Raw genomic sequence first — 20,766 nt, forward strand, 5'->3', positions numbered from 1 at the left:
ACCCGGGCCACGCTGGCCTGCTGCGACTTCACCCTGGCTCTCGACGTCGGCGACCTTCTCGGTCACGTCCTGAGCCTCGACCTTCCGGTTCAGCAGCCTGCCGCTGCCCTCCAGCGCGCCGATCACCGAGTCGAACCGCTCGCCCGGCACCCGCAGCGTCAGCGTCGAGGTCATCCGGCCGTCCCGGCCGCGCTCGGTGGACTCGTTGCCGACGTAGCCGCCCGCGCCCTCGGCCGCCGTACGGGCCGCGGCGAGGGCCTTCTGCGGCTCGGGCGTCTCGATGCCGAGCGTCCCCGTACGGATGACGTGCGGGCGCACCGGCGCCTGCGTCCCGGCCTTGGAGTCCTGCGCCGCCGACGGGGGCGCGGCCGCCCCCGCCCCCGGCTTGCCCTGCGCGGCCCCGCCCTCCCGGGGCCCGGCGACGGCCGCCCGGTCCGAGGAGGACTGCGCGCCGCCGTCGGCCCCGCAGCCCGTGAGCGCGAGGGCCCCCGCGAGCGAGAGGCCGGCCAGCGCCACGGCGCCGCGGTGTCTGTGGAGCGTGTGCATCGTCAGTACCCCCGGGGGATCGGCTGATGTCCCCGTTTCGACGCCCGCGGGCCCCCGGCGGGTTTCGCCCGCCAGGTCCCGAGCTGGTCCCGATGCGGTCACGTTCAGGCTGCGGCGGTGCCCCACCACCCGGTCTGAGACGATGTGTTCATGCACGGAGCGGACACACGTACGGACCGGCCGGGGCCCCCGCGGCACGTCGTCGTCATCGGCGGCGGCATCTCCGGCCTCGCGGCCGCCCACCGGCTGCTCGGCGACGGGGTCCGCGTCACCCTCCTGGAGGCCGGCCCGCGACTCGGCGGCAAGCTGTACGCCGGAGAGCTCGCGGGAGCCCCCGTCGACCTCGGCGCCGAATCCGTGCTCGCCCGCCGCCCCGAGGCCCTGGAGCTGGCCCGGGCCGTCGGCCTCGGCGACGCCCTCCAGCCCCCGGCCACCGCCACCGCCCGGCTGTGGACCCGCGGCGCCCTGCGCGACATGCCCAAGGGGCACGTCATGGGCGTCCCCGGCGACACCGCCCCGCTCGCCGCATCCGGCGTCCTGTCCGCCGAGGGCCTCGCCCGCGTCGCCGCCGACACCGCGCTCCCGCCCACCGAGGTCGGCGAGGACGTCGCCGTCGGCGAGTACGTCGCCGCCCGCATGGGCCGCGAGGTCGTCGACCGGCTCGTCGAACCGCTGCTCGGCGGGGTCTACGCGGGCGACGCCTACCGCATCTCGATGCGCGCCGCCGTCCCCGCCCTCTACCAGGCCGTACGCAACCACCCCACGCTCACCGACAGCGTCCGCTCCCTCCAGAGCGGCGCAGCGGCCCGCGCGGCCGCCGAACGCACCACCGTCACCGGCGCGGCCGCCACCGGCGCCTTCTTCGCCGGGATCGCCGGCGGCATCGGCCGGTTCCCGCTCGCCGTGGCCGACGCCTGCCGGGCCGCCGGGGCGCGGATCCTGACCGGCACCCCCGTGCGCGGGATCGCCCGTACGCCGGGCGGCTGGCGGATCACCGCCGACGGCGAGGTCCTCGACGCCGACGCCGTCGTCCTCGCCACCCCCGCCGGGCCCGCCGCCGGCCTGCTCGCCGGCCTCGCACCGGCGGCCGCGGCCGGGCTGCGCGAGGCCGAGTACGCCTCCATGGCCCTGGTCACCATGGCCTTCCGGCGCTCCGACCTGCCCGCCGCGATCGCCGACGGCGGCGCCAGCGGGTTCCTCGTACCGCCCGTCGACGGCCGCACGATCAAGGCGTCCACGTTCTCCAGCAACAAGTGGGCCTGGGCCGGCGCCGACCCGGAGCTCTTCCTGCTGCGCACCTCCATCGGCCGCCACGGCGACGAGGGCGACCTCAAGCGGGACGACTCCGAACTGGTCGACGTCTCCCTCGGCGACCTCGGCGAGGCCGTCGGGCTGGCCGCCCGGCCGGTGGCCGCCACCGTCACCCGCTGGGACGGCGGACTGCCCCAGTACCCCGTCGGCCACCTCGCCCGGGTCGAGCGGATCCGGGCGGCCGTGGCCGCGCTGCCGGGCCTCGCGGTCTGCGGAGCCCTCTACGACGGGGTCGGCATCCCGGCCTGCGTCGCGAGCGCCGGGAAGGCGGCCGACGCGGTGATCTCCGCTTTGGCCACCCCTGGGACAGACCACTGATCAGCACACGGGACAATGGACACATGACTGCACCAGAGAAGATTCCCAACGCGGGGAAGAAGGCGAAGGACCTCAACGAGGTCATCCGCTACACCCTGTGGTCCGTCTTCAAGCTGAAGGACGTTCTTCCGGAGGACCGTACCGGCTTCGCCGACGAGGTCCAGGAGCTGTTCGACCAGCTGGCCGCCAAGGACATCACGGTCCGCGGCACCTACGACGTCTCCGGCCTGCGCGCCGACGCGGACATCATGATCTGGTGGCACGCCGAGACCGCCGACGAGCTGCAGACCGCCTACAACCTGTTCCGCCGCACCAAGCTGGGCCGCGCCCTGGAGCCGGTGTGGTCGAACATGGCCCTGCACCGCCCGGCCGAGTTCAACAAGTCGCACATCCCGGCCTTCCTGGCCGACGAGGTCGCCCGCGACTACGTCAGCGTCTACCCCTTCGTGCGCAGCTACGACTGGTACCTGCTGCCCGACGAGGACCGCCGCCGCATGCTCGCCGACCACGGCAAGATGGCCCGCGGGTACCCCGACGTGCGCGCCAACACCGTCGCCTCCTTCTCGCTGGGCGACTACGAGTGGCTGCTGGCCTTCGAGGCCGACGAGCTCTACCGCATCGTCGACCTCATGCGCCACCTGCGCGCCTCCGAGGCCCGCATGCACGTCCGCGAGGAGGTGCCCTTCTACACCGGGCGCCGCAAGTCCGTCGCCGATCTGGTCGCCGGGCTCGCCTGATACCTCCCCTGGGGGGAAGGACCGGAGGGACACCCGTGACACAAGGGTGGCCTCCGGGGATCGGGAGGCCATGCCCCCGAAACGACGCAGCCGGAGATCCCGCCCGGAAGTTCAGACGGCCGGAGGCAGCAGCGCCCTGGAGGCGCCGGCTGCCCGGTCGTCCAGCGACACCGGTGCGGGCTCCGGATGCGGCGCACACGTGACGCGCCACCCCGGGGTGGCCCCCGTCAGCAGGTACCGCTCCACATGCCGGTCCACGCACGCGTTGCGTCCGCCGGCCACCCCGTGGGTGCCCGCCCGCTGCTCCGTCACCAGCGAGGCCCGGGCGCCGAGCCGCCCCTGCAGTTCCAGCGCGCCCCCGTGGGGCGTCGCCCCGTCCCGCTCCGCCGCCACGATCAGCGTCCCCGGCAGCCGGCCCGGGGCCGCCCCGACGGCCCCGACTGCCCCGACGTCGACGGGGCGTTGCCGCTCGGACACCGGCCAGGAGGCGCAGGGCAGGTTCAGGAAGGCGTTGGCCCAGGTCTCGAAGGGGGCCCGGCGGGCCAGTTGGGTGTTGTCGCGGTCCCAGGTATCCCAGTCGCCGGGCCAGGGGGCGTCGTTGCACAGCACCGCCGTGTAGACGGCGGTCGCGTTGGCCGCCCGCTGCGCCGTCGCGGGGTCGCGGGCGGCCTGCCGGACGAGCGGGGCCTCGTCGCCGTGCAGGAACGCGGCGAGGGCCGCGGCCCGCTCGGGCCAGACGTCGTCGTAGTACGCGGTCTGCAGGTACGCCGCGTGCAGCTCGCCCGTCCCGACGACCCCGCCCGCCGGGGTACGGGCCACGGCCGCGCGGACCTTCTCGTAGCTCTCCCGCACGGCCCCCGCCGTGGTGCCGAGCCCGTACACGGAGTGGTGGCGGGCCGCCCAGGCGCGGAAGTCGGCCCAGCGGCGCTCGAAGGCCGGGGCCTGGGCGAGGTTGTTCGCGTACCAGACGCGGCGGGGGTCCGGGTCGACCGCCGAGTCGAAGACCATGCGGCGCACGCGCTCGGGGTGGCGGGTGGCGTAGACGGCCCCGAGGTAGGTGCCGTACGAGGCGCCCATGAAGGTCAGCCGCGGCTCGCCGAGGGCGGCCCGCAGCACGTCGAGGTCGCGCGCGTTGTTCAGGGTCGTGTAGTACCCGAGCGCGGGGCCGGCGTGCCGCGCACACCCCTGGGCGTAGGCCCGGGCGGCGGCCAGCCGCTCCCGCTTGTACGCGGCGGAGGGCTCGGCCGGGACCTGCGTCGGCCCCTGCGGCCACTCGGCGGGCTCCTGGCAGGTCAGCGGGGCGGACCGGCCGACCCCGCGCGGGGCGTAGCCGACGAGGTCGTAGGCGGCCGCGATACGGGCCCACGCGGGCCGGTCGCCGAGCAGCGGGAAGGCCGTCCCGGAGGCGCCCGGCCCGCCGGGGTTGAACACGAGCGCGCCCTGCCGGGGGGCGCCGCCGCGGCCGGTGGCGGGGACCCGGCTGACGGTGAGGGAGATCTGCGGGCCGTCGGGGCGGCCGTAGTCGAGCGGGACCCGCAGGGTGGCGCACCGCACCGGGTCGGGCAGCTCCTCGACGGCGGGACACGGCCCGAACTCCAGGCGCCCGCCACCGGCGGAGGGCCGGACCACGGGCCGGGTCCCCGCCGCCGGAGCCCCGCCCGCCCCGCCCACCGGCCGCAGCGCGGCGGCAGCCGCGGCCCGCCGCACGACCAGCTCGGCCCCGGCATCCTCGATGGCGGCCCGCCCGTCCCCGCCACCCGGCGCGGGCCCGCTCGCCCGTGCCGGTGCGGGGGCGCACAGGGCGAGGCACAGCACCGCCACGGCGACCCCCTGCCGCGTGAGCGTCGTCGTCCGGCACGTCCGCATGGCGACTCCTCCATCTCATCGTCTGGTCTGATGAAATGCCAGGTCCGCACGCGGTCCCGGGTGAACCGCCGGAACACCGGGCGCGGTACGCCCGGTTGACGGAGCGCCGGGGGCACGCGCCCGGGGCCACCTCCCAGCAGTGGCCGGGGGAGCCACGCCGCCCGCCCTCCGGGCGGACGGCGCCGCTTCGCGGACGCCCTCAGGGGCGCCCCAGTGCCGCCCGCAGGTCCGCATCGGGGAGGGCGCTCAGGCCGCGGACGGCCACTGCGGCCAGGGGGTCGGCGGGGGTGCGGTCGTGGTCCAGGGCCGCGAGGAGGCGTTGCCCCGCCGGGGAGGCCCAGGGGCCGCCCGGGCCGGCTATGGCCAGGCAGCACACCGCGAGCAGCATCGGCAGGGCGAACCAGTACAGCACCTTCGACACGTCCGCCCCGTCCGCCGGGACCGCCAGCGCCGCCCCCGCCATGGCCACCACCAGCACGGCGGCCCACCGCACCGAACGAACCCCGTCCGCCACCGCGTCCCGCACCCCGCACGGCACCGCGAGGCCCGCCTCGTCCAGCCGGTCCGCGAGGGCGCGTACGGCCGAGTGTGCGGCGGCGGCCTCCCGCAGCGCCGACACCGGGGACTGGCCGTCGGGGCCGAACGCCGCCAGCACGGCCCGCTCGTGGGCGTCACGGGCGACCGGGTCGAGCACGGTGGCCCAGCCCGTGCGGGCCAGCAGCAGCCGGCGCCGGCGTTCCATCGACAGCAGGGTCAGCACGGCGACCCGCTCGGGGCCGCCGGCCAGGTACGCGGCCTCGTACAGGTTCAGCGCGCCCGGCCGCCGGGCGGCGGCGGAGCGGGGTGCCGGGTCGGCGGCCTCGGTGGCGGCCCGCAGCAGGCGGGCGGCCGAGGTCAGCACCCCGGCCCAGGCCAGCAGCAGGAACAAGATCCAGAACATGGCCGATTTCTACAGCCGCCGGAGCCCCTTTCAGGCGGCCGGTGCCCAAGCGTGAGCAGCTCGTGATGCGGTGGTGATGGTCGGTCAGGAACTGCTGGAGCAACTGGAACCGGAGGAACCGCTGGAGCAGCTGGAACCAGAGGAACCGCCGCAACCCGAACCGCTGGACCAGCTCCAACCGGAACCGCCGGAGCAACTCGAACCGGAACCACCCGAGCAACCCGAACCGGAGCCGCCGGAACAGCCGCTCCCGGAGGAACCGCAGCCGCCGGACCCCGAGGACCCGTCCCCGCTGTCGCCCGCGGCGCACCACAGCACCGGGAGCAGATCCGCCGACGCCGCCCCGAACGTGTCCGACGAGCCGCCCCCGCGCACCCGGGACTGGGCCGCCGCCAGCCGGGTCTCGCGCGCCGCCGGCACCAGCTGCTCGCGCAGGCGGGCGTCCCGCAGCCCGCGCAGCCCGAACAGCGCCACCTGCACCCACGGCGCCGGATCGGCCGCGTACCGCTCCCGGAAGCCCGCCAGCGCCCGCCGCCCCGCCGGGGTGATCCTCAGCCTGGCCCGCCGCGCGCACACCACGCCCGCCACGAAGCCGCCCAGCAGCGCCGGGAGCACCTTGAGGACGAACGGCACCTGGGGCCCCGGGTACAGCGCCCAGAACACGGAGGTGACCACCAGCGCCACCGGCACCATCGCCACGCACACCACCGCCTGCGCCAGCGCGCACCGCCGCACCCCGCGCCCGGTACCGGGGGCCGACAGCAGCCCGCGGGCCGCCAGCGCGTCCCCGGTCTCCTGCACGGCCGGCTCGCGCATGGCGGCGTACCGCACCTGGTAGAGCCACCCGGACGGAGCCTGCGCGAGCGCCAGCAGCACGGCCCGCTCGGCGGGGTCCGCGCCCCGCGCCCCCGGCAGGGCCTGCACGACGCCCGGGCCGCCGACCGCCAGCCGGCCGTCCCCGAACAGCGAGACGAGCGCGCTGTCGACCACGGTGCCGGGACCGCCCGTGAGGAACGCCGCCTCGGACAGGTCGTGCAGCGCGGGCGCGGGGCCCGCCACCGGCGGCCGGGCGCGGCGCAGGGCGCGCAGCAGCAGGACGGTGGAGAGCGTGACGGCCGCCCAGACGGCGAGGGCGAGCGCGTTCACGGCGTCCTCCCGACCAGGGCGCGGGCCCAGCGCGCGACCCGGCCCCGCGGCCGCACCCCCGCCCGCTCCCGCCACCAGGCGGTCAGCCGGCGCCGCGCGGCCGGGTCGGCCGGCAGGTCCCGTACGAGGAGGTGCTCGGCGAAGTCCAGCGCGTCGCGGCGGTACCCGGCCGTCATCGGGCGGCCGCGGGCGTAGCCGAGGAACGCGGTGCGGTAGGCGGCCGGACCGCCCAGGATCCCGGGCAGTTCCGGCGCGACCTTCGCGACCACCGAGGCCCGCTTGGCGGCCAGCGCCCGCGCCTGCACCCGGACGCGCTGCCGGTCGAAGCCCTCCGGTACGGGCGTCCCGGCGACCAGCGCCGACAGCAGGGCCGCCTGCCCCAGCGCCAGCCGGGTCCGCGCGGCCTCGCCGGCCGGACCCGGGGGCTCCTCGCGCAGGGCCACCCGCTGCCGCACGGCCCCCGGAGGCCCGCCCGCGTCCACCACCGCCCGGATCCGCGCCACTTCGGCGGCCAGCTCCGCCTCGGGCGGGAAATCGTCGTCCCGCTCCAGCAGGACCCCGGGCGGGTCCACCCGCTCGCGCAGCCGGGCCAGCACGTCGAGCACCACCGGCGGCACGGGGTGCGCGTGGGTGTCGTGCCAGACGCCGTCGCGCTCCACGCCCCCGGCCACGTGCACGTACGCCAGCGCCTCCAGCGGGACCGAGTCCAGCACGGCGGCCGGGTCCTCGCCGCGGTTGACGCGGTTGGTGTGCAGGTTCGCCACGTCGATGAGCAGCCGCACCCCGGTCCGCTCGACCAGCTCCGTCAGGAACTGCCCCTCCGTCAGCTCCTCCCCGGGCCACGACACCAGAGCGGCGATGTTCTCCAGCGCCAGCGGCACGGGCAGCGCGTCCTGCGCGATCCGCACGTTCTCGCACAGCACGGCCAGCGCGTCGCGGGTCCGGGGCACCGGCAGCAGATGCCCGGCCTCCAGTAGCGGCGAGGACGTGCGCACGAAGGCGATGTGCTCCGTGACCAGCGGAGCCCCCAGCTCCACCGCCCGCTCCCCGAGCGCCGCCAGCTTCGCCGGGTCGGGGCGGTCGGCCCCGCCCAGGCCCAGCGAGACCCCGTGCGGGACGACGCGGACCCCCCGCTCGCGCAACCGCACCAGGGACTCGGGCAGGTGGCCCGGACAGACGTTCTCCGCCACCACCTCGACCCAGTCCAGGCCGTCCAGCCGCTCGACCGCGTCCGCGATCTCCGGCCGCCAGCCGATGCCCACCCCCAGGCGTTCCATGGGCTTCATGTCCCCCTCGCCCCCTTTATGCGGACCGTATGCCGAAGTGATGGCCCCGGCGCGGGCCGGCCAACCACCAGTGGGGGACGTTCAGAGCAACATTTGAGGTTCCGCGGCCGGGCGTCGGCGTCTCACGCCCCACCAGGGCGGATCCGCCCCGCCGGTTCAGAGCCGGGCGCGCAGGGCAGGGTGGTCCGCCACCACCGTGCAGGAGCCCGGGGCGATCTCCGTGAAGCCGGCGTCGCGGACCACCGGCAGCCCGCTGCCGCTCAGCTCCGCCCACCGCTCGCGCGGGGCGGTGCGCACCGCCAGCCGGAAGCCGGAGGCCTGCCACAGCGCGCGCTCGGCCGCCGTCAGCTCCCACCAGGCCAGCTGCGCCGCGTGCCCCGCCTGCGCCATCGCCTTGCCCGCCGACATGTCGAGTTCCGGGTTCAGCCACAGCACCGGGATCCCCGGCTCGACCGGACCCACCGGCTCCGGGTCGTCGAGGTCGGTGCCCGACACCTGGAGCTTGGCCAGCTCCTTGGGCCAGCCGTCCAGGGGGACCGGCGGGAAGACCCGGACCTCCGAGGCCCGCCCCTCCACCGTGACGCCGGGCAGGGTCCCGGCCTTGCGCCACTCCGCCCCGCGCGCCCGCCGGACCACCTTGCGGATCCGCGCGTCCTGCCAGTCGCGCACGGCCCCGGCCCACTCGCCCTCGCCGTGCGAGCGCTCGTCCGTCAGCAGCACCAGCACGGCCCGGGCCGCCGTCTCCAGCGCGTCGGTCCGCGCCGGCGGCTCGGCCTTCTCGATCCGCACCACCAGCGGCAGGACGAACTGCGGGGCCTCGTCGCGCAGGGCGTGCTCGCGCCGGAAGGGGCTGTCCGCGCCGACCGCGGGTACGTCTGAGGTCTCGTTCACGTGCTGGCTGCTCATCCTCGTAAGCATGCCAGCCTCCGCCTCCAGGATGATGTCCCGGGTGGGCGGCGCGGGTGAGGATCGGGTCCATGAAGAGCGACCTTTTCGCGAGCGAGAACCTCGTCCAGCCCGCCACCGCGCCGGGCATGACCCTGCAGAACGCCAAGTCCGTGAAGTACGCCGTGAACGGGGAGATGCTCGCCCGCCAGGGGTCGATGGTCGCCTTCCGCGGCAACCTCCAGTTCGAGCGCAAGGGCCAGGGCATCGGCGGCATGCTCAAGCGGGCCGTCACCGGCGAGGGGCTCGCGCTGATGTCCGTACGCGGCCAGGGCGAGGCCTGGTTCGCGCACCAGGCCGGCAACTGCTTCATCATCGACTTCGAGCCCGGCGACGCCCTCACCATCAACGGGCGCAACGTGCTCTGCTTCGACCCGACGCTGTCCTACGAGATCCGGATGGTCAAGGGCGCCGGGATGACCGGCGGCGGACTCTTCAACAGCCTCTTCACCGGCACCGGCAAGCTCGCCGTGGTCTGCGACGGCAACCCGATCATCATCCCGGTCACCGCTCAGGCGCCGGTGTACGTGGACACGGACGCGGTCGTCGGCTGGAGCGCGGCGCTGGAGACCGGGCTGCACCGCTCCCAGTCCGTCGGCTCGATGATCCGCGGCGGCTCCGGTGAGGCCGTCCAGCTGAAGCTGAGCGGCGAGGGCTTCGTCATCGTCCGGCCCAGCGAGCTCACCGAGACGGCGGCGGCGCACTGAGGCTCACCGGCGTGGGCCGCCGCTACGGAAGGCGCCGGCCCTGGATCCTGCGCGGGATCACGGCCGAGCTCCCGGCCGGCGCCCTGGTCCGCGTCGAGGGCGGCAACGGCAGCGGCAAGTCCACCCTGCTGCGGATCGTCGCGGGCATCGACACGCCGACCGAGGGCCGGATCGAGGGCCGCCCGACCCGCACCGCCTACGTCCCCGAACGCTTCCCGGCGGCCCTGCCGCTCACGGCCGGCGCCTACCTGACCCACCTCGGCCGGGTGCACGGCCTGACGGGCGCGCAGGCGGCCCGGCGGGCGGCCGAGGGACTGGAGCGGTTCGGCGCGGCCGCGTACGCCGGCACCCCGATGGCCGAACTGTCCAAGGGCACCAGCCAGAAGGTGGCCGCCGCCCAGGCACTGCTCGCCGGGCCGGGCCTGCTCGTCCTCGACGAGGCCTGGACCGGGCTGGACGCGTCCGCCCGGACGGAACTGGACCGGGCCGTCACCGAACGCACCGCCGCCGGGGGCACGGTCGTCTTCGTCGACCACGACCCGGCCCGGCTGGCCGGCCTGCCCGACGCCCACTACCGGATGCGCGGCGGCACCCTGGAGGCCCCGCCCGCGCAGGCCGGCCCGCGCGTACCCGCCGTACGGATCCACGCGGCCGGCCCGCCCGGCGCGGCCCCGCCCCCGGGCCTGGCCGCCGCGGCCCGGCCCGCCCCCGACGGCGGGGTCCTGCTGACCGTGGACGCCGCCCGCTCCGACGCCGTACTGCGCGAGCTGCTCACCGCCGGCCCGCCCTGGCACATCCGCGCCGTGGAGGAACTCCCTTGGCCCTGACCGCCCTGCTGCGCTACCAGGGTGCCCTGCTGCTGCGCTCCCAGCGCTGGATCGCCCCGCTCGTCGTGTACGCGGCGTTCGTCGCGGTCGGCGTCCGCTCCGGCGACCCGGCGCTCGACGCCCTCGGCTACACGGCGGCCGGCCTGGTGCCGCTGAGCGTCTGGCTGGTCCGGCTCTGCGTCACCGCAAAAACCCCCGGCGGCCCGCGCCGTCTCCGCCGCGCGGCCGGACCCGTACGGGTGCACGCGGCGGCCCTGCTGACCGCGCTGGCCGGGACGCTGCTCGCCGGGGCGGCGGGCGCGGCCTACGCCCTGCTGGCCGGCGACCTCACGTACCAGCCCCCGGCCGCGACGGCGCTGGCCGGAGCGGTGGCGCTGGCGGTGTGCGCCCTGACGGGGACGGCCGTGGGCGCGGTGTGCAGCAGGCCGCTGCTCCGCGGGCGGGGCCGCGCCGTCCTGGCCGGGGGCGTGGGCTCGCTGCTGGCCTGGGTCCTGGCCTTCTCCCCGGCCCGCAGCGCGGTGTCCGCCCTGGTCGGGGCGGCCCGCGCGGGCACCGCGCCGCTCCCGCTCGGCGCGCTGGCGGGGGCGGTGCTGCTGGCCGGGGCGGCGGGCACGGTGGCCTGCCTGGTCAGCACGCGGCGGAGCTGACCCCGGGGGCGGGGCCGGGGCCGGGGCCGGGGCCGGATCCCGGCCGACCGGGGCCGATGGTGAAGGAACGTTACTTCCCCATCAGCTCCGACACCTTCACGAAGCGGAATCCCCGCTTTCGCAGTTCGGGGACGATCTTCTGGATCGCCTGCTCGGTCACCGGGGCCGCGCTGCGCGTGCAGTGCATGACCACCACCGACCCGGGCTTGACCCCGGCCAGCACCTGCTCCGCCACCGCGTCGGGGTCCTTGGCGAAGGCGTCCCCGCTGACCACGTCCCACTGCACGGCCGTGACCTTCGCCGGGGCCAGGGCCTTCAGCGCCTGGTCGTCGTAGCAGCCGCCGGGGAAGCGGAAGTACGGGACGGTGTTGACCGCGCCCGCCTTCCGGAACGCCGCGAAGGCCCGCTCCACGTCGGCCCGCGCGGCCTCCTCGTCGAGTGCGGGGAGTCCGTAGCAGGGGGACTTGAACGCGTGGTGGCTGTACGAGTGGTTGGCGATCTCGAAGTTCGGGTCCGTGCCGATGGACTTGGCCTGGTCGGAGTACTCTTCGGCCCAGCGCCCGGTCATGAAGACCGTCGAGGGCACCTTCAGCCGGCGCAGGGTCTCGATCAGGCCCGGGTTGTCGAAGCGCTCCCCCGAGGCGGCGCGCGGTCCCTGATCGGAGGTCATGTCGGCGTCGAAGGTGAGCGCCACCGTCTTCTCGGAGCGCTGCCGGGTCCGCTCGAAGACGGGGGTCAGGCCGTTCGCGCCGGGGGTCAGGACCGGCACCTTGGCGGGCGCGCCGGGCAGCGGGGAGGCGGACGCGGGGGCGGAGGCGGAGGGGGAAGGGGAGGACTGGGAGGACGCGGTGGCCGGGCCGGGGGCCGCGGGACTGGCGAGGCGGGCCTGCCCGGCACCCTGCTGGGGGCCCGAGGGGCCGCCCCCGCATCCCGTGAGGGCGGCGCCGAGCACGGCCACGGCCGCTACTTTGCGTACAGAAAGGGTCACGTACGCAAAATATATGACTATGTGGCAAGCAGACGTTTGCGGCACTCCTGGACGTCGAAGTCGGCCGTCGGGTACCTCGGCCCGATCGCCTCCAGATGCTCCAGCAGCAGCCTGCCGACCGCCCAGTTGCGGTACCACTTGCGGTCCGCGGGGACCACGTACCAGGGCGCCGCCTCCGTGGAGCAGCGCTCCATCGCCAGCTCGTACGCCTCCTGGTACGCCGGCCACAACGCGCGGTCCTCCAGGTCCCCCGGGCTGAACTTCCAGTGCTTCTCCGGGTCGTCGAGCCGCGCCAGGAGCCGCTCGCGCTGCTCCGCCCGGCCGATGTGGAGGAAGACCTTCACCAGGGTCACGCCGTCGTCGGCGAGGGCCTTCTCGAAGGCGTTGATCTGCGCGTACCGCCGCTCCAGCCGGTCGGCCGGCACCAGCTCGCGCACCCGGGCGACGAGGACGTCCTCGTAGTGCGAGCGGTCGAAGATGCCGATCTCGCCGGGCTGGGGGAGGGCCTTCTCGATCCGCCAGAGGAAGGAGTGGGCGCGCTCCTCCCGGGTGGGGGCCTTGAAGCCCCTGACCCGGCAGCCGGAGGGGTTGAACTGGCCGATCACGTGCTTGACCGTGCCGCCCTTGCCGCTGGTGTCCATGCCCTGGAGCACGAGCAGCAGCCTGCGCCGGTCCCCGGCGGTGCTGGCCGCGTAGAGCCGCTCCTGGAGGGAGGCCAGCGGTTCGGCCATGCGGGCGACGGCCTCGGCCCCGGCCGCCTTGTCGGACGGTCCGCCCGGGGTGGCGGAGGTGTCCAGCCCGGCGAGGTCGACCCGCTCCCCGGGCGGTACCCGCAGCAGCGGCGCGAGCGCCGGGCCGTCCGCGCCCTCGCGGGACTCCCCGGCTCCGGCACCGCCGGCGCCGCCGTCCTTCTTTCGCTTCCCGGCCACCGCTGTCCACCCCGATCCGCTCGGCTCCGTACGATCGTGCAGCACATCGGACGGCGGCGCGAGGCGGCGGCGCGGGACGGCGGCGCGGGGCGGCCGGTACCGGCCGGCGGGTCAGCGCCAGGGGCCGGTGACCGCGAACGTGGTGCCCGGCGCGTAGGCGTTGACGTACATCGTCCGGGCGTCGGGGGAGAAGGCGACCCCCGCGAACTCCCCCCACTCCGGCACCCCGGCCGTGCCGATGTCGTCCGCGTTGCGGGCCACCGGGTAGACCTCCCCTCCCGGGGTGACCCCGAAGACGTACTGGTCGCCGCCGCCGTCCTCGCACACCATCAGCCCCCCGTCGGGCGCCAGGCAGATGTTGTCGGGGGAGTCCCCGGGCAGGGCGGTGTCCGCCGCCGGGCCGAAGAGCACCTCCAGCCGCAGCCGGCCGCGCACCGGGTCGTGGAACCACACCTGCCCGTGGTGGTCGGCGGCGGCCCCCTCGCGGCCGCGGGCGTAGCTGGAGACGAAGTACACCCCGGTGCCTCCCCAGTAGCAGCCCTCCAGCTTCTGCGCGTGGGTGATCCCGCGCGGCCCGAAGTCCTGGAAGCGGACCGGCGTCACGGCCGCGGCGGGGTCCGGTACGGGGACCCACTCCACCGGGAACTCCGCCCCCGGCCGGTCCACCACCGACAGGTCCGCCACCCCGGGCACCCGCATCGCCTCCAGCAGGCCGCCCGCCCGCAGGGAGCCGGGCCCGCCGAGCGGCCGCGCGGGCAGGAACCGGTAGAACAGCCCGAAGGGCTTCACGAACGCGTCCTCCGTCTCGTAGACCGTCCCCCGGTACGGGTCCACGGCGACGGCCTCGTGCGCGAAGCGGCCCAGCGCGGTCAGCGGGACGGCACCGAGCCGGTGCGGGTCGGCGGGGTCCACCTCGAAGACGTACCCGTGGTCCCGGGAGTACCCGGAGTCACCGGCCCGGTCCTCGGTCTCCTCGCAGCTCAGCCAGGTGTTCCAGGGGGTGCGCCCGCCGGCGCAGTTGACGGCGGTCCCGGCGAGGCCGACCCGCTCGGCGCACACCGCGCCCGCCGGGTCCAGCTCCAGCACCGTGCAGCCGCCCAGCGCCCCGGGGTCGTACGTGAGCCCGTCCACGGCGGGGACGCGCAGTGCGGCGGTGGCGCGGTTCTCGTGGTTGCGGACCAGGCGGAGCCGCCCGCCGCCCGCGCCGAAGGCGGCCATGCCGTCGCAGTTGGCCGGCACCGTGCCCTCGCCCGAGCGCAGCCGGTCCCCGGCGCGCGAGAGGACCCGGTACGAGAACCCCGCGGGCAGGTCCAGCAGTCCCGCCGGGTCGGGCAGCAGCGGCCCGTACCCCCGGGCGGAGGCGCGGGCCCGGTCGGGGGCCCAGAGCGCTCCGAGGGCTCCGCTGAAGGCGACCGCGCCGGCCGCGAGCAGGCTGCGTCGGGTGACGGACATCGGCAACTCCCCGCTGCACCACTGGAGATGTGACCGGCCCGTGGTACCACGCCGGGGGTGCGGGTCCCGCGCGACGCGTGCGGGCGCCGGCCCCCGTCACCCCACCGGGCCCCGGCGCGGCGTGCGCGCGGGGCCCGGCGGTGACGAGGGGGAGGAGATCAGGCGAGCTTGGCGCTCAGGGTGATCGTCGTACCGGTCAGGGCCTGGCTGACGGGGCAGTTCTTCTTCGCGTCCTCGGCGGCGGCGACGAAGGCGTCGTTGTCGAGGCCCGGCACCTCGCCCTCCACGGTCAGGTGGATGCCGGTGATGCCCTCACCCGGCTGGAAGGTGACGTCGGCCTTGGTCTCCAGGCGGGTGGGAGGGGTGCCGGCGCCGGCGAGGCCGTGGGAGAGGGCCATCGAGAAGCAGCTGGAGTGGGCGGCCGCGATCAGCTCCTCGGGGCTGGTCTTGCCATTGGCGGCCTCGGCACGGGAGGGCCAGGAGACGTCGAAGGTGCCCTTGCCGGAGGAGTCGAGGGTCACCTGACCCTTGCCCTCCAGCAGGTTGCCTTCCCAGACGGTGTGCGCGTGACGCGTGGTGGCCATGGTGATCCCTTCGCAGAAGTGGAAACGGCCGGGCCGCGAGAAGCGACCCGGCCGTGCCAAACCTACTGTGAGACCAGGGGTTTCGCGTCGCGGGCGAGCGCGGTGAGCCGCGATATGGCTCGGAAGTACTTCTTCCGGTAACCGCCGTTGAGCATGTCCTCACTGAACAGCCGGTCGAAGGGCACCCCGGAGGCCAGCACCGGGACCTCGCGGTCGTACAGCCGGTCGGCCAGTACCACCAGGCGCAGCGCCGTCGACTGGTCCGGCACCGGGACGACGTCGGTCAGGCAGACCGCCGCTATTCCGTCCGTCAGCGCCCCGTAGCGGCTCGGGTGGACCTTCGCCAGGTGGTCCAGCAGGCCCGGGAAGTCGTCGAGGCTCGCGCCCGGGGTCGCGTACGCGGCCTTGGCGACCTGCTCGTCGGAGAAGGGCGCGGGGGCCTCGGGCAGGCCGCGGTGGCGGTAGTCCTGGCCGTCGATGCGCAGCGGCCGGAAGTGGGCGGAGAGCCCCTGGATCTCGCGCAGGAAGTCGGCGGCGGCGAAGCGGCCCTCACCGAGCTTGCCGGGCAGCGTGTTGGAGGTGGCGGCCAGTGCCACGCCCTGCTCGACGAGGCGGCTGAGCAGGGAGGAGACCAGCACGGTGTCGCCCGGGTCGTCGAGCTCGAACTCGTCGATGCACAGCAGCCTGTGCCCGCCCAGGGTCTGCACGGTCTGCTGGAAGCCGAGCGCGCCGACCAGGTTCGTGAGCTCCACGAAGGTGCCGAAGGCCTTGAGCGCGGGCTCGGCCGGGGTGGCGTGCCAGAGGGAGGCGAGGAGGTGGGTCTTGCCGACGCCGTAGCCGCCGTCGAGGTAGACCCCCCGCGGGCCGGGGGCCGGGGCGGGTGCCTTCTTCTGGAACCACCTGCGCTTGCCGGCGCCGCTGGCGTGGGCGCCGCCCAGGCCGGCTGCGAAGCCGCTCAGCACCTCGACGGCCTCGGCCTGGCTCGGCTGGGTGGGGTCGGGGTCGTAGGTGTCGAAGCGCACCGAGTCGAAGCGGGGCGGCGGGACCATCTCGGCCACCAGCCGTTCGGCCGGCACGCGCGGCTCGCGGGCGCACAGGGCGAGGGGGCCGGCGTCGGCTATGGGGGGCTGCCCGGAGGCAGGACCGGAGGTGGAGAGAGATGTCGACACAGCTCTCAACTCTACGGGGCGTGTCACACTGCACCGATGCGACGCCTGTTCCCTGTGACCGATCAGACATCAGCCGTGACAGATCAGACATCCGCCGCTCCCGGGGGCCCGGCCGACGGTGCGCGGCCGCCCGCCGACCGGGAGTGGTCGCTGGACGAGCTCGCCGACGCCTACGCGTACCCGGAGCTGGCCCCGGGCGCCCACTGGCTGCGGGCCAACATGGTGTCCACGCTGGACGGCGCGGCCCAGCACGACGGGCGCTCCCAGCCCATCTCGGGCGAGGCCGACATGCGGATCTTCGGGACCCTGCGGGCCCTGGCCGACGTCGTGGTCGTGGGGGCGGAAACGGTTCGCCAGGAGGGTTACCGCCCGGCGCGGGCCCGGGAGGCCTTCGCGGCCCGGCGCGCGGCCGCGGGGCAGGGGCCCGCCCCCGCCATCGCGGTGGTCACCGCGAGCCTGGACCTGGACTTCACCCTGCCCCTGTTCACCTCGCCACTTGTCCCCACCCTCGTGGTCACCGGGGCCGGTGCCCCCTCCGACCGGGTGGCCGCGGCCGCCGCGTCCGGGGCCGAGGTCGTGGTGGCGGGCGAGGGGGCCGGGGCGGATCCGGAGCGGGCGGTGCGCGAGCTGGCCGCCCGGGGGCTGCGGCGGCAGCTGACCGAGGGCGGGCCCCGGCTGCTGGGGCAGTTCGTGGCGGCCGACGTCCTGGACGAGCTGTGCCTGACGATCTCCCCGACGCTCACGGCCGGCGGCGCCCAGCGGATCTCCGGCGGGCCCTCCGTCGAGGTTCCGCACCGGCTCGCGCCCGCCTGCGTACTGGAGGAGGCCGGGTTCCTGTTCACCAGCTACCGTCGGATCTGACCAGAAGCGGAATTTCTAGTTCCGCTTAGCTTCCGACGGGCACATACCTGGGCACACATACTCGCGAGGCCCCGCGCGCAAGCGGGGCAGGATGGTTTCCGCAGGGGCCGGCCGACCGGCCCCGGCCCATGAAGGAGAGGGCGTCCGTGTTCACGAGCGTATTGATGATCGAGCAGCCGCTGACCACGGTGGACGTGGACTTCGTCACCACCCTGCACGGAGACGACCCGGTCTCCTTCATCGTCCTCATGCAACCCAGGGGCGACCAGGACCGGCTGCTCCGCGCCATCGACGACGTGGCGCTCGGCGAGCTGCCCGAGGCCCTCCGCGAGGCCGACGTACCCGAGGGCGAGGCCGCCCGCGGCCCGGCCGCACACGCGCTCGCGCACTCTCTCAATGCCCTGCGCGCCAAGGGCGCCAAGGCCGTCGGCCAGATCGTCGAGGAGCACCCGCTCGACAAACTGAAGGCCGTCGTCGACGAGACCGGAGCCGACGAGGTGATCGTCCTGACCGCCCCCCACCTGGTCGAGGAGTTCTTCCACCGAGACTGGGCCTCCCGCGCCCGGCACAAAGTGGAGGTTCCCGTGCTCAAGCTCTTCGCCCACAACGAATAGGCTGGGGCGGACACACCCCCGGGCCCACCCCGGCGGGCCCCCCGCACTCGATCCTGGAGCGACCTGAATGAAGCCCGGCCTGCCGACCGCGATGGAACGGCCCCACTTCATCGGCATCGGCGGCGCCGGCATGTCCGGCATCGCGAAGATCCTCGCCCAGCGCGGCGCGCAGGTGGCCGGCAGCGACTCCCGTGACTCCGAGACCGCCCAGGCCCTGCGCGCCCACGGGGCCACGGTCCACATCGGGCACGCCGCCGGCCACCTCGCCACCGACGCCACCTGCGTCGTCGTCTCCAGCGCCATCCGCGCCGACAACCCCGAGCTGGCCCGCGCCGCCGAGCTCGGCATCCCCGTCGTGCACCGCTCGGACGCCCTCGCCTCCGTCATGGACGGCCTGCGCCCGATCGCCGTCGCCGGCACCCACGGCAAGACCACCACCACCTCGATGCTGGCCGTCGCGCTCAGCGCCCTCGGCCTGGACCCCTCGTACGCCATCGGCGGCGACCTGGACGCCCCCGGCTCCAACGCCCACCACGGCGAGGGCGACGTCTTCGTCGCCGAGGCGGACGAGAGCGACCGCAGCTTCCACAAGTACACCCCGCAGGTCGCGATCATCCTCAACGCGGAACTCGACCACCACGCGAACTACGCGTCGATGGACGAGATCTACGAGTCCTTCGAGACCTTCGTGGGCAAGATCGTCCCCGGCGGCACCCTCGTCGTCGCCCACGGTCAGGAAGGCGCCGCCGAGATCGCCCACCGCGTCAGCGGCAACCCCGACCTGATCGTCAGGACCTACGGCGAGGACGAGACCGCTGACGTCCGGATCCGCAAGATCACGCCCCGCGGCCTGACCAGCGAGGTCGCCGTCGTGATGGACGGGCGCGAGATCGTCTTCACCGTCTCCGTCCCCGGCCGCCACTACGCCCACAACGCCGTCGCCGCCCTCACCGCCGGCGTCGCCCTGGGCATCCCGGCCGACGACCTCGCCGCCGCGCTCGGCAAGTACACCGGCGTCAAGCGCCGCCTCCAGCTCAAGGGCGAGGCCGCCGGCGTCCAGGTCATCGACTCCTACGCGCACCACCCCACCGAGATGACCGCCGACCTGGAGGCCATCCGCAGCGCCGCCGGCGACTCCCGCATCCTGGTCGTCTTCCAGCCCCACCTCTTCTCCCGCACCCAGGAACTGGGCAAGGAGATGGGCCAGGCCCTCGCCCTGGCCGACGCCTCCGTGGTCCTCGACATCTACCCGGCCCGCGAGGACCCGATCCCCGGCGTCACCAGCGAGCTGATCATCTCCGCCGCCCGCACCGCCGGCGCCGACGTCGCCGCCGAGCACGACAAGACCGCCGTCGCCGACGTGATCGCGGGAATGGCCAAGCCCGGCGATCTCGTTCTGACCATGGGCGCCGGCGACGTCACGGATCTGGGACCGCAGATCCTCGCCCGCCTGTCGAACTGAGGGAGCGGGAGCGTCATGGCGTACGAGGTCCAGAAGACGGACGAGCAGTGGCAGGCGGAGCTGACCCCGTCCGAGTACCAGGTGCTGCGCCTCGCCGGCACCGAGCCCGCCTTCCGCGGTGAGTACACCGACACCAAGACGGAGGGCGTCTACTCCTGCCGTGGCTGCGGCGCCGAGCTCTTCCGCTCCACGGAGAAGTTCGAGTCGCACTGCGGCTGGCCGTCCTTCTACGACCCGAAGGACACCGAGGCCGTCGAACTGCGCGCCGACACCTCGCACGGCATGGTCCGTACCGAGGTCCTCTGCGCGACGTGCGGCTCCCACCTCGGACACGTCTTCGAGGGCGAGGGCTACCCCACTCCGACGGACCAGCGTTACTGCATCAACTCGATCTCCCTGCGGCTCACGCCGGCCGAGGGCTGAGGTAGTCCACCAGGGTCCGCCGCGGGGTCCAGCCCTGCGCGCGGGCCCTGGCAAGGTCCAGCACCACCGGGTGCGCCAGCTGGTCCACCGCGTACCGGCTCAGCGCCGGCTCGCCGCCGGTCAGCCGGGACACCGCCTCCGCCGCACGGGCCGCCGCCCCCGCCACCGGGAGGGGAAGGTGCCGGATCCGCGCCCGGACCCCGTGGGCGCGCAGCACCGCCGCGACCGCCGCGTCCCGGGAGTACGGGGCCGCGTCCGCCACGTTGTACGCGCCCGGCTCCCAGCCCGGCGCCGCCAGGCAGGCGTCCGCCAGGTTCTCCACCGCCGTCAGGCTCAGCTCCACGTCCGGACCCGGCAGCAGCAGGGTGCCCGCCCGCACCCGCGACAGCAGGCGCGGCAGGAGCTGCGTGTCGCCCGGCCCGTACACCGCCCTCGGACGCAGCACCACCGCGCCCGCCGCCAGGGCCAGGGCCTCCCCCTCCGCCTTATTACGCCCGTAGGCGTTGAGGTGGTGCGCGCGCGGATGGTCCTCCGCGACCCGGCCCCGGCCGCGGCGCGGGTCGTAGACGCTCGCGCTGCTCACCCACACCACCGGCCGGCCGGCGGCCGCCGCCAGCAGCCGGGCCGTCCCGTCCACGTTGACGGCGCGCATCGCCGCCTCCGCCCGCGAGCCCGGCGCCGGATCGCCCACCGCCGCCGCGCAGTGGACGACGAGGTCCACCCCCGACAGGTCCGGCCCGGCCGCCGCCGCGTCCCAGAACCGGTGCCCGCCCAGCGGGCCCGGCCGTCGGCCCAGGCAGACGACCCGGTGCCCGGCCGCGGCCGCCGCACGGGCCACGTGCCCGCCGCAGAAGCCGCTCGCACCCGTGACCGCGATCGTCGTCACGAGGCCGCCCTCACCGTCAGCACCCGCCAGCCCGGCAGGGCCGCGCGACGGTCCACCCGGCAACGCGCCACCACCGGCCGGTACCCCGCCAGCGCCTCCAGCACGTCCTCCAGCAGCACGGT

The 20,766-nt window shown here is 75.5% G+C and carries 21 protein-coding genes; 9 read left to right on the forward strand and 12 right to left on the reverse strand.

Annotated elements, in window-relative coordinates; translation table 11 throughout:
• Positions 1–546 (reverse strand): DUF4349 domain-containing protein (locus SSNG_RS27475; RefSeq protein WP_129593398.1); only part of this gene is annotated, 546 nt, incomplete at its 3' end.
• A 150-nt stretch (positions 547–696) separates the two neighbouring features.
• Between SSNG_RS27475 and hemG the strand changes: the two genes are divergently transcribed.
• Both hemG and hemQ read left to right on the forward strand, forming a co-directional pair.
• Positions 697–2,175, forward strand: coding sequence for a protoporphyrinogen oxidase (hemG, locus tag SSNG_RS27480; protein WP_042804187.1), 1,479 nt, complete (start codon positions 697–699; stop codon positions 2,173–2,175).
• A gap of 23 nt (positions 2,176–2,198) precedes the next feature.
• Complete coding sequence (gene hemQ / locus SSNG_RS27485; protein WP_042802045.1) at positions 2,199–2,912, forward strand: hydrogen peroxide-dependent heme synthase; 714 nt, start codon at positions 2,199–2,201, stop codon at positions 2,910–2,912.
• 111 nt (positions 2,913–3,023) lie between these two features.
• On the opposite strand, the gene SSNG_RS27490 is transcribed toward hemQ, so the two are convergent.
• From SSNG_RS27490 to SSNG_RS27510, 5 genes are all read right to left on the reverse strand, one after another.
• Entirely contained in the window at positions 3,024–4,778 is a 1,755-nt protein-coding gene (locus SSNG_RS27490) for an alpha/beta hydrolase (RefSeq protein WP_128637180.1), read from the reverse strand.
• A gap of 199 nt (positions 4,779–4,977) precedes the next feature.
• A complete protein-coding gene (locus tag SSNG_RS27495) occupies positions 4,978–5,718 on the reverse strand; it encodes a TIGR04222 domain-containing membrane protein (protein WP_007267199.1) in 741 nt (246 codons plus the stop codon).
• Between the two features lie 84 nt (positions 5,719–5,802).
• Positions 5,803–6,864, reverse strand: coding sequence for a TIGR04222 domain-containing membrane protein (locus SSNG_RS27500; protein WP_050779925.1), 1,062 nt, complete (start codon positions 6,862–6,864; stop codon positions 5,803–5,805).
• Complete coding sequence (locus SSNG_RS27505) at positions 6,861–8,141, reverse strand: DUF692 domain-containing protein (RefSeq protein WP_128637182.1); 1,281 nt, start codon at positions 8,139–8,141, stop codon at positions 6,861–6,863. The genes SSNG_RS27500 and SSNG_RS27505 overlap by 4 nt, the downstream gene beginning before the upstream one ends.
• Before the next feature lie 165 nt (positions 8,142–8,306).
• Positions 8,307–9,056, reverse strand: coding sequence for an aminoacyl-tRNA hydrolase (locus tag SSNG_RS27510; protein ID WP_007267202.1), 750 nt, complete (start codon positions 9,054–9,056; stop codon positions 8,307–8,309).
• 71 nt (positions 9,057–9,127) lie between these two features.
• On the opposite strand from SSNG_RS27510, the gene SSNG_RS27515 reads away from it, so the two are divergent.
• Genes SSNG_RS27515 through SSNG_RS27525 form a run of 3 tightly spaced genes read left to right on the forward strand, consistent with a single transcriptional unit; the run spans position 9,128 to position 11,276 of the window.
• Complete coding sequence (locus SSNG_RS27515) at positions 9,128–9,802, forward strand: AIM24 family protein (protein WP_007267203.1); 675 nt, start codon at positions 9,128–9,130, stop codon at positions 9,800–9,802.
• Positions 9,799–10,629: an ATP-binding cassette domain-containing protein gene (locus SSNG_RS27520; protein WP_007267204.1), complete on the forward strand. Its 831-nt coding sequence runs from the start codon at positions 9,799–9,801 to the stop codon at positions 10,627–10,629. The genes SSNG_RS27515 and SSNG_RS27520 overlap by 4 nt, the downstream gene beginning before the upstream one ends.
• On the forward strand, positions 10,620–11,276 hold the full coding sequence (locus SSNG_RS27525) for a hypothetical protein (RefSeq protein WP_007267205.1): 657 nt from the start codon (positions 10,620–10,622) through the stop codon (positions 11,274–11,276). The genes SSNG_RS27520 and SSNG_RS27525 overlap by 10 nt, the downstream gene beginning before the upstream one ends.
• Before the next feature lie 70 nt (positions 11,277–11,346).
• On the opposite strand, the gene SSNG_RS27530 is transcribed toward SSNG_RS27525, so the two are convergent.
• The 5 genes from SSNG_RS27530 to zapE form a co-directional block, all read right to left on the reverse strand.
• Complete coding sequence (locus tag SSNG_RS27530; protein WP_042802049.1) at positions 11,347–12,264, reverse strand: polysaccharide deacetylase family protein; 918 nt, start codon at positions 12,262–12,264, stop codon at positions 11,347–11,349.
• A gap of 17 nt (positions 12,265–12,281) precedes the next feature.
• Positions 12,282–13,193 (reverse strand): polyphosphate kinase 2 family protein, encoded by a 912-nt coding sequence (locus SSNG_RS27535; protein ID WP_007267207.1) that lies wholly within the window; start codon positions 13,191–13,193, stop codon positions 12,282–12,284.
• 111 nt (positions 13,194–13,304) lie between these two features.
• On the reverse strand, positions 13,305–14,645 hold the full coding sequence (locus SSNG_RS27540) for an alkaline phosphatase PhoX (RefSeq protein ID WP_042802050.1): 1,341 nt from the start codon (positions 14,643–14,645) through the stop codon (positions 13,305–13,307).
• Between the two features lie 158 nt (positions 14,646–14,803).
• Positions 14,804–15,229, reverse strand: a complete 426-nt coding sequence (locus SSNG_RS27545; protein ID WP_007267209.1) for an OsmC family protein — start codon at positions 15,227–15,229, stop codon at positions 14,804–14,806.
• A gap of 62 nt (positions 15,230–15,291) precedes the next feature.
• A complete protein-coding gene (gene zapE, locus SSNG_RS27550) occupies positions 15,292–16,398 on the reverse strand; it encodes a cell division protein ZapE (protein WP_007267210.1) in 1,107 nt (368 codons plus the stop codon).
• A 36-nt stretch (positions 16,399–16,434) separates the two neighbouring features.
• Between zapE and SSNG_RS27555 the strand changes: the two genes are divergently transcribed.
• The 4 genes from SSNG_RS27555 (at position 16,435) to msrB (ending at position 19,758) form a co-directional block, all read left to right on the forward strand.
• The gene (locus SSNG_RS27555; protein WP_042802051.1) at positions 16,435–17,259 is read left to right on the forward strand and encodes a pyrimidine reductase family protein; all 825 of its coding nucleotides are present in this window, start codon (positions 16,435–16,437) and stop codon (positions 17,257–17,259) included.
• A gap of 146 nt (positions 17,260–17,405) precedes the next feature.
• A complete protein-coding gene (locus tag SSNG_RS27560) occupies positions 17,406–17,873 on the forward strand; it encodes a hypothetical protein (RefSeq protein WP_042802053.1) in 468 nt (155 codons plus the stop codon).
• Between the two features lie 67 nt (positions 17,874–17,940).
• Entirely contained in the window at positions 17,941–19,335 is a 1,395-nt protein-coding gene (murC, locus tag SSNG_RS27565) for a UDP-N-acetylmuramate--L-alanine ligase (RefSeq protein ID WP_007267213.1), read from the forward strand.
• A 15-nt stretch (positions 19,336–19,350) separates the two neighbouring features.
• Positions 19,351–19,758 carry a peptide-methionine (R)-S-oxide reductase MsrB gene (gene msrB, locus SSNG_RS27570; RefSeq protein WP_007267214.1) on the forward strand — a complete coding sequence of 136 codons (408 nt, stop codon included), beginning with the start codon at positions 19,351–19,353 and terminating at the stop codon, positions 19,756–19,758.
• On the opposite strand, the gene SSNG_RS27575 is transcribed toward msrB, so the two are convergent.
• Positions 19,739–20,644: an NAD-dependent epimerase/dehydratase family protein gene (locus tag SSNG_RS27575; RefSeq protein WP_007267215.1), complete on the reverse strand. Its 906-nt coding sequence runs from the start codon at positions 20,642–20,644 to the stop codon at positions 19,739–19,741. The genes msrB and SSNG_RS27575 overlap by 20 nt on opposite strands.
• Positions 20,645–20,766: the final 122 nt, after the last annotated feature.

The sequence above is a fragment of the Streptomyces sp. C genome (assembly GCF_000158895.1).
GTDB classification, from domain to species: Bacteria; Actinomycetota; Actinomycetes; order Streptomycetales; family Streptomycetaceae; genus Streptomyces; species Streptomyces racemochromogenes.